Consider the following 6,720-nt stretch of genomic DNA (forward strand, 5'->3'; position numbering starts at 1 on the left):
AGTGCCGGATACCTGCGGCCAGACTGCAGGATACTGAGAAACTACAGGAGATTACGTGTGAGTAAGCGTAACGCAGTTACGACGTTTTTCACTAACCAGGTGACAAAAGCACTGGGAATGACTCTGGCGCTGATGATGACCTGTCAGAGTGCGATGGCTTCCCTGGCGGCAGACCAGACCCGCTATGTCTTTCGCGGGGATAAGGATGCGCTGACCATCACGGTCACCAACAATGACAAGGAGCGTACCTTTGGTGGCCAGGCCTGGGTGGACAATATCGTGGAGAAGGACACCCGTCCGACTTTTGTGGTGACGCCGTCCTTCTTCAAGGTGAAGCCGAATGGTCAGCAGACGCTGCGTATCATCATGGCCTCGGACCATCTGCCGAAGGATAAAGAGTCGGTGTACTGGCTGAACCTGCAGGATATTCCGCCGGCTCTGGAGGGAAGCGGTATTGCAGTGGCGCTGCGCACGAAGCTGAAACTGTTCTATCGCCCGAAGGTACTGCTTGAAGGCCGCAAGGGGGCAGAAGAGGGCATCAGCCTGCAGAGCCGTCCGGATGGCAGGACCATGCTGGTGAACACCACGCCGTACATTTTTGCGATTGGGAGCCTGCTGGACGGAAACGGAAAGAAAATTGCCACGGATAACGAAACGGCACAGAAGTTGCTGATGTTCATGCCGGGTGATGAAGTACAGGTGAAAGGCAATGTTGCGAAGGTGGATTCACTGAATGACTGGGGAAGCCTGCAGACCTGGACAATTAACAAGAAGAAACCGACAGCACCGGAAGCAGCAAAAACTGAGAAAGCGGATACCGCAGAGCAGAAATAACCGCCCTCCGGAACACGGAACAGAGGGGTAATAAATGAAGAAAACAATGATGGCAGTCGCCCTGGCCCTGAGTGCACTCAGTATTCAGTCAGCACTTGCCGTTGAATACAGCGAGAAAACGCAGTATCTGGGTGTGGTGAACGGTCAGGTGTCAGGTAACAGTGTGGTGAAGGTGACCCGTACACCGACAGACCCGGTGCTGTACCGGAGTGGAGACACGACGCCTCTTCCCGGCAGCCTGACCATCCGCAGCGCAGAGTCCAGGGCGGCATCAGGTGGCCTGACGTATATCACGGTGAAGCAGACTCTGCCGGATAACGGGGAAGCCCGCATCACCCTGAAGACGGCCCTGATGGTTGACGGAAAGAGAGTGACACTCAGTGCCAGACAGCAGGGTGAGGATGTGGTGATAACCGTTCCGGAGGCACAGAAGCTGGTTGAGTTAAGAACGGATGCACCGGCAGAGCTGGAAGTCCCGGTCAGTTACCGGGGAAATCTGCAGATAGCGCTGCAGGTGGAAGACTGAGGATTCATTTCCTTTATAAATGCAGTACATCCCATGATTCCGGAGCGGGTCATATTGGTAAAGGGATTTACCGTCTTTTAAAACGGGAATAACGTAAAACTATTCTGAGTTAAACACTGTGTTTAATGAAATGCGGTTATTTAAATGAATCCGCAGGGGATGGTTTTGCGGTAATTCCGGAAAAATAAGGATTACCGATTCAGTTTATTATTTATGAAATGTCAAGGTGATTATTTTATGAAAAAAACTCTGATTGCACTGGCTGTAGCTGCATCTGCGGCAGTATCCGGCTCTGCTATGGCATGGTCGAATGGGGATTTTAATGGTTCTGTTGATATTGGTGGTACAGTGACGCCACCACCAATTTCCCCGTGGCAGTGGAAAATGGGGGCACCTATTACAGGTCTGGATACCTCATGGGATAAACTTTCAGTTTCAAATGAAGCAACCTTTAATATTAATACAGCTAAACCACTTGTAATGGGTAAGCTGGAAACTCCAACGATCGGTGGTCCAAACCTGGCTCCTCAAGTAACATGGCAGGATGCGAAAGGACAGAAAATTACTCCTGTTTTCGACAATACAGGAAATGGCAGCAGACTTTCACTTAATGCTGCGGTAATGGATAAGGCTGGCAATAATGAATTAGGCTCAGCTGTGCTGCATATTCATGCCTACGGTCTTGTAGCTAAATCTAATACAGCTGATAATACAGGGCTAAATTATCAACCTATTCGTGCGGCTAATGTAGGCGATGTTGGTTATGGTATGATTTCTGGTGAAATGGCGGGTATTCTGCAATCTGCAGATCAAACTTTGGCTGCGATTAACGCTTTGGCAACAGAGGAAATTTTCACTCAAGCAATGAAGCAAGGAGCTAACCCGAAAGATCAGGCTGTAACCACGACATTAACTTCCCCAGCACAAAAGAATACAGCTGCTTTAGTAGCTGGTTTTGAATCTGGTGACTCCGTTGTGGTTACCTTCAATCAGCGTCCGACAAGTACGACTGAGTGGAAAATTCCAGTCGGCGTAACAGTAGTGCATCAATAATAGATTATATGAGCGAGATCAGTTTTATTGTTGATCTCGCTTTTAAAATAAGCCTTGGACTATCATCATAGATAGCTTGTTAATTAACAAAGATAGTAGGTGTTCCTATGCGTGTTATAGATTCCATGGCTGAATTGAAAAAAACTCAGCCAGAAAATCAAAGTGAAATCGTATATCTGAAAGCATATTTTTCTGGAGGGAATGCTGGGGGTGGTTTTTTTTGCTGGGATAAAGGTTCTACGGCAGCAGATGATTCCGGGTATTGTATAGTGGTCGAGAATACTTCACAAGGGAGGTGGATTCGCCAACTCGAAAACTATATTGATTATAATATGTTTGGGGCTGATAATACAGGGGGAGTAGCCTCAGATGAGGCTATATATAATGCTCATGTTTGCTCTAATCAATTCAATATTCCAGTAGTTCAGAAATCTGGAATTTTTTACTGGAAGAACAGAACAATTCCAGTCTATACTTCATGTGATCTAACTGGTGCAGTAATTAAAACCGACCGTTACTCAGGAGTAGAAACACCTACTTATGGCTCCCCAAGTATATATCAGATTTTATCCAGAAAGAGTCAGGTTACTCTTTCAGAATCAGAAGTAAATGAGTTAAATAAAAACTATAGTCAGTACATGGTTAAAAACTCAACATACTTGCCGTATGATAGAATATCAGAGTATAAAGATGCTCTGGTAATCATTGAGTCAGAAACCACCGATATAAAAAGATATGATGGCGGCGTAGAAACTCTTATTCCTAAAAAGGATATAATTCTGACGACAAAAGATGGAGGATTGCTGATTGGCTTTGCCAGAGATTTCTCTAATGGTGATGTTAGTAAAGTAACTATTATCCCAAAAGAGGATAGTGTATTATATTTTAACTCACCCAAAATTGATTGCAATGAGACGGTTTCATTCAGATTTATAGAATGCAAACGCAGCAATAGTCAGATAAATAGTGTGGTACATGTTGAGTCAGGTGCCTCCATTCCAAATATAAGAACAATGATAAATATCACGGAATGTGATAACATTGCACTGAATAACTTTGAACTTGAAGCTTTACAACGATTTGAGTCAACACCCGGGACATATGGTCTGCAGTTGACAAAATCAACACGTATAAAATTAGAACGCCTCACAGGTAATGATGGATGGGGGATTACTGGATCTAATTATATAAAGGATGTAAAGATTTATAATTCGTACTTAAATCGATTTGACTGCCATTGGATGGCTTATGATATTTCTATAAATAACTCCACTTTTAAAAATCTTGGGGTATATTTAACAGGTGGTGGTCATCTGGCGATAAGAGATTGTATCTTTATTCTTGATAAGATCCCGCAGACAGGAGCGTCTCCTGAACCTGTTTTTTTTTCGCCGCGAAAGGATTATGGTCAAGAATGGGATGGAAGCATTTTAATTGATGGGCTTAATATAAAAATTAGTGAAACTGCTGATATATACAAGTTTTATTTGGCTAAGTTTGTTGATTTGAACTATGATCCGGGCAGAGATATTTTGTGGCCATCATCTATTATTATAAAGAACATTTTTATTGATGGGACATTTAAGACTAACAATGAATTCTTTCAGGCAATAATGGTGTCTCTGAATCCTGTGATTGCCACAAAAGATGATGATAGAAAAATATTTTGTCCAGACACATTATGTGTTTCTGATGTTTTTTTTCATAATGCAAAAGTACCCTCTTTTGCAACTGCTGTAACATGGATTGGGTTTGCAAAACGGCAAGCTGTCGTTGGTGTGGATGGAGAGAATAATCAAGTAGAAGTAGGTAATAACCTGCAAATATTATCAAGCAGGACAAATTGTAACATCACTGTTAGAAATATATCTCAGCAGTCTCTTGGTAAAAGATTTATGTACAATGATCTCGGCGGTGTGATTCAGATTATTGAGTCGACAGATAAATGGGATAGTTCTTGGTATAATGCCAAAAATAAACTTGCTCTGAAATTTAATGTTATGATCGATAACTGTCAATGCTCATTTGTTGATTTCACTGCAATGGGAGAACTTAGAGTCATTAATTCAGGGGTTCTTTCTATTGATACATACTCTCATGGATATGCTCAAAATTGTAATGTTATTGTATATAATAGTTTGGTTTGTCCGGTATCCCGACAGAAAAATAGAAATCAATGGTTGTTGGGATATAATAATAAAAATATAGACCTTGACGATGATATGTTGAAGCCCCCATATTTTATTAACTGTGAGTTTGTTCGGCCGATAAACTATTCCGGAGTTGAGGCGTCGGATCAGGAATTATCTGATGCAGGACGACTATATCTGGTTGGTAGCGGTAACTATACCCGAAGCTTAAATGATAAAAATGCCTACGCTGATCAGGTTGTGCAAGGATTCTGGACTGATTTTATTAATCTGATGAATTAATTAATTCAATACGCTCCCGCAGGGGGCGTATTGAATATTTCTTAGTTCTGATTCTTATTTGTAATTCTGATAAATATTATATCCAGTCAGTAATGTTGAGGATGGTATAAGTTGTTTTTTTAATCTATTCATAATAGGTTATGCAAATGTCAAAAATACAGAAATTTATTTTTTTCTTTTATTCTTTTTTTATTACGTTCCCTTTGGAAGTTATGTCCACTCCTTTGGCTATTATTGATGGTGGCGAAATTCAGTTTAATGGTTTTGTCACTGATGAAGCTCCTAAATGGACCTGGCAGATAAGTTCGCGGGACCAGACCTGGGTTGTGGATACTGCTGATGCACGTACAGAGAACGGGCAACTGGTTTTTAATTTGCGTGATAAAGGGGTACTGCCGTTTCTGGAGGGACATCTGCATGAGGTGGCTGAGCGCGGTGGTCCAGGATTCACGCCATTTATTACCTTCAGCAGTAACGGACAGCCGTTTACTGTGACAGAAGGAAATGGCACCTCAGCACAGCACTTCCGCGCCTCTGTTCCGGTGCGTGACCCGGAAACGGGAAATGTGTCGGGGCAGCTTTCTTTCACCCTGAATCAGGGGATGGCAGTCAGTGCCGGTGCACAGGAAGAGGGGACGGCAGTGCCTGCAGGGATGTCGCTGGTCAGCGGACAGAGCGTGACGGATGTACAGTCAGGAACGTTGCCACAGTGGCTGAAAACCCGCCTTTCCACATTACTTCTGATGAACCAGGGTTTTGGCAATGGCATGAATGCGGCGGATAACGGACAGGTTATCAGCCAGGGGGTACTGGCTGACGGTCGGGTGATGAATCTGGCTGCGGCCTATGCTTCAGCGGTATCGGATTTTGAACTGCGGTTGCCAGCAGAGGGTACACCTGCAGTATGGCAGGCGGGGCTGAATGTGACGGTTACGGTACAGTGATGGTTGCAGGGATATAAGGAGAGAAGAGAAATGAAAAAGGTTACGTTGTTTCTGTTTGCTGCCAGCCTCCTGCCTTCCTGTGTACTGGCCTGGAACACGCCGGGAGAAGATTTCAGCGGAGAGCTTAAGCTGGAAGGGGCAGTGACCAGCACCCGTAATCCGTGGGTGTGGAAAGTCGGACAGGGAAATGAAGGCCTGGAGGTTAAACAGAGCCGAGGTGCTCGTGACGGTGAGCAGGCAATTCCGGTCGTACTGCCGGCGATGACCGTTTTACTGGGAAAAACCACCCTGACCACACCGGCAGGACGTGAGGGGCTTTCTCCCCGGGTCAGTTACGGAAAGGGTGCTGAGGGATTTTCGCTTGAATGGACAGCACCAGGCGTGGCGGAGGTGACGCTGCCTGTCACCGGAGATAATAACGTCCGGGCAGGCACATTTGTTTTCAGAATGCAGGCTGCGGGGGTGTTGCGCCATGTGAAGGACGGACAGCCGGCGTATGCCGGTGTGTATGACGACCTGAATGTGAATGGTCTGCCTGGTGAAAGCGCAGCCATGAAGGCTTCTGATATTCCGGGTGTTCTGCAGAAGATGTTCAGTGGCGAAGGCCCCGGCTGGCTGCAGACAATGACCATCAGTGGTTATTCGGGAGTGAGTCATTTCAGTGATGCCTCCCTGCGTCAGGTTGAAGGTGCGTATGGTGCACAGACTGTGGCAGGCAGTGGTGAATTACGTCTGAACGGCATGATGCCGGAACGCTGGCGGGTGTCACTGCCGGTAAGTATTGAGTACCAGTAAGCAGGAGGACGGTCCGGTGCTGAATATTATTCATCGTCTGAAGTCCGGTATGTTTCCGGCTCTGTTTTTTCTGACTTCAGCCAGTGTGCTGGCACAACCCCTGATTATTCCGCCGGGCCACTGGCAGGAGGGAATG

At 45.2% G+C, this 6,720-nt stretch carries 6 protein-coding genes and 1 pseudogene; all 7 read left to right on the forward strand.

The features are described from left to right. The first annotated feature begins 57 nt into the window (after positions 1-57). Positions 58-834, forward strand: coding sequence for a F4 (K88) fimbrial chaperone FaeE (faeE, locus tag BEA93_RS23535; RefSeq protein WP_105267669.1), 777 nt, complete (start codon positions 58-60; stop codon positions 832-834). Between the two features lie 34 nt (positions 835-868). Beyond that, on the forward strand, positions 869-1,360 hold the full coding sequence (faeF, locus tag BEA93_RS23540) for a F4 (K88) fimbria minor subunit FaeF (RefSeq protein WP_105267670.1): 492 nt from the start codon (positions 869-871) through the stop codon (positions 1,358-1,360). A gap of 237 nt (positions 1,361-1,597) precedes the next feature. Continuing rightward, positions 1,598-2,413, forward strand: coding sequence for a hypothetical protein (locus BEA93_RS23545; RefSeq protein WP_105225195.1), 816 nt, complete (start codon positions 1,598-1,600; stop codon positions 2,411-2,413). A gap of 107 nt (positions 2,414-2,520) precedes the next feature. Further along, positions 2,521-4,845, forward strand: coding sequence for a hypothetical protein (locus BEA93_RS23550; RefSeq protein WP_033556651.1), 2,325 nt, complete (start codon positions 2,521-2,523; stop codon positions 4,843-4,845). A gap of 212 nt (positions 4,846-5,057) precedes the next feature. After that, the gene (locus BEA93_RS23555) at positions 5,058-5,789 is read left to right on the forward strand and encodes a fimbrial protein (protein WP_105267672.1); all 732 of its coding nucleotides are present in this window, start codon (positions 5,058-5,060) and stop codon (positions 5,787-5,789) included. A gap of 30 nt (positions 5,790-5,819) precedes the next feature. Beyond that, the gene (gene faeI / locus BEA93_RS23560; protein ID WP_105225196.1) at positions 5,820-6,584 is read left to right on the forward strand and encodes a F4 (K88) fimbria minor subunit FaeI; all 765 of its coding nucleotides are present in this window, start codon (positions 5,820-5,822) and stop codon (positions 6,582-6,584) included. 16 nt (positions 6,585-6,600) lie between these two features. Next, positions 6,601-6,720: pseudogene (locus BEA93_RS23565) on the forward strand (fimbrial protein); the annotation flags it as partial.

Source organism: Escherichia sp. MOD1-EC5950, assembly GCF_002965345.1.
Taxonomy (GTDB): Bacteria; Pseudomonadota; Gammaproteobacteria; order Enterobacterales; family Enterobacteriaceae; genus Escherichia; species Escherichia marmotae.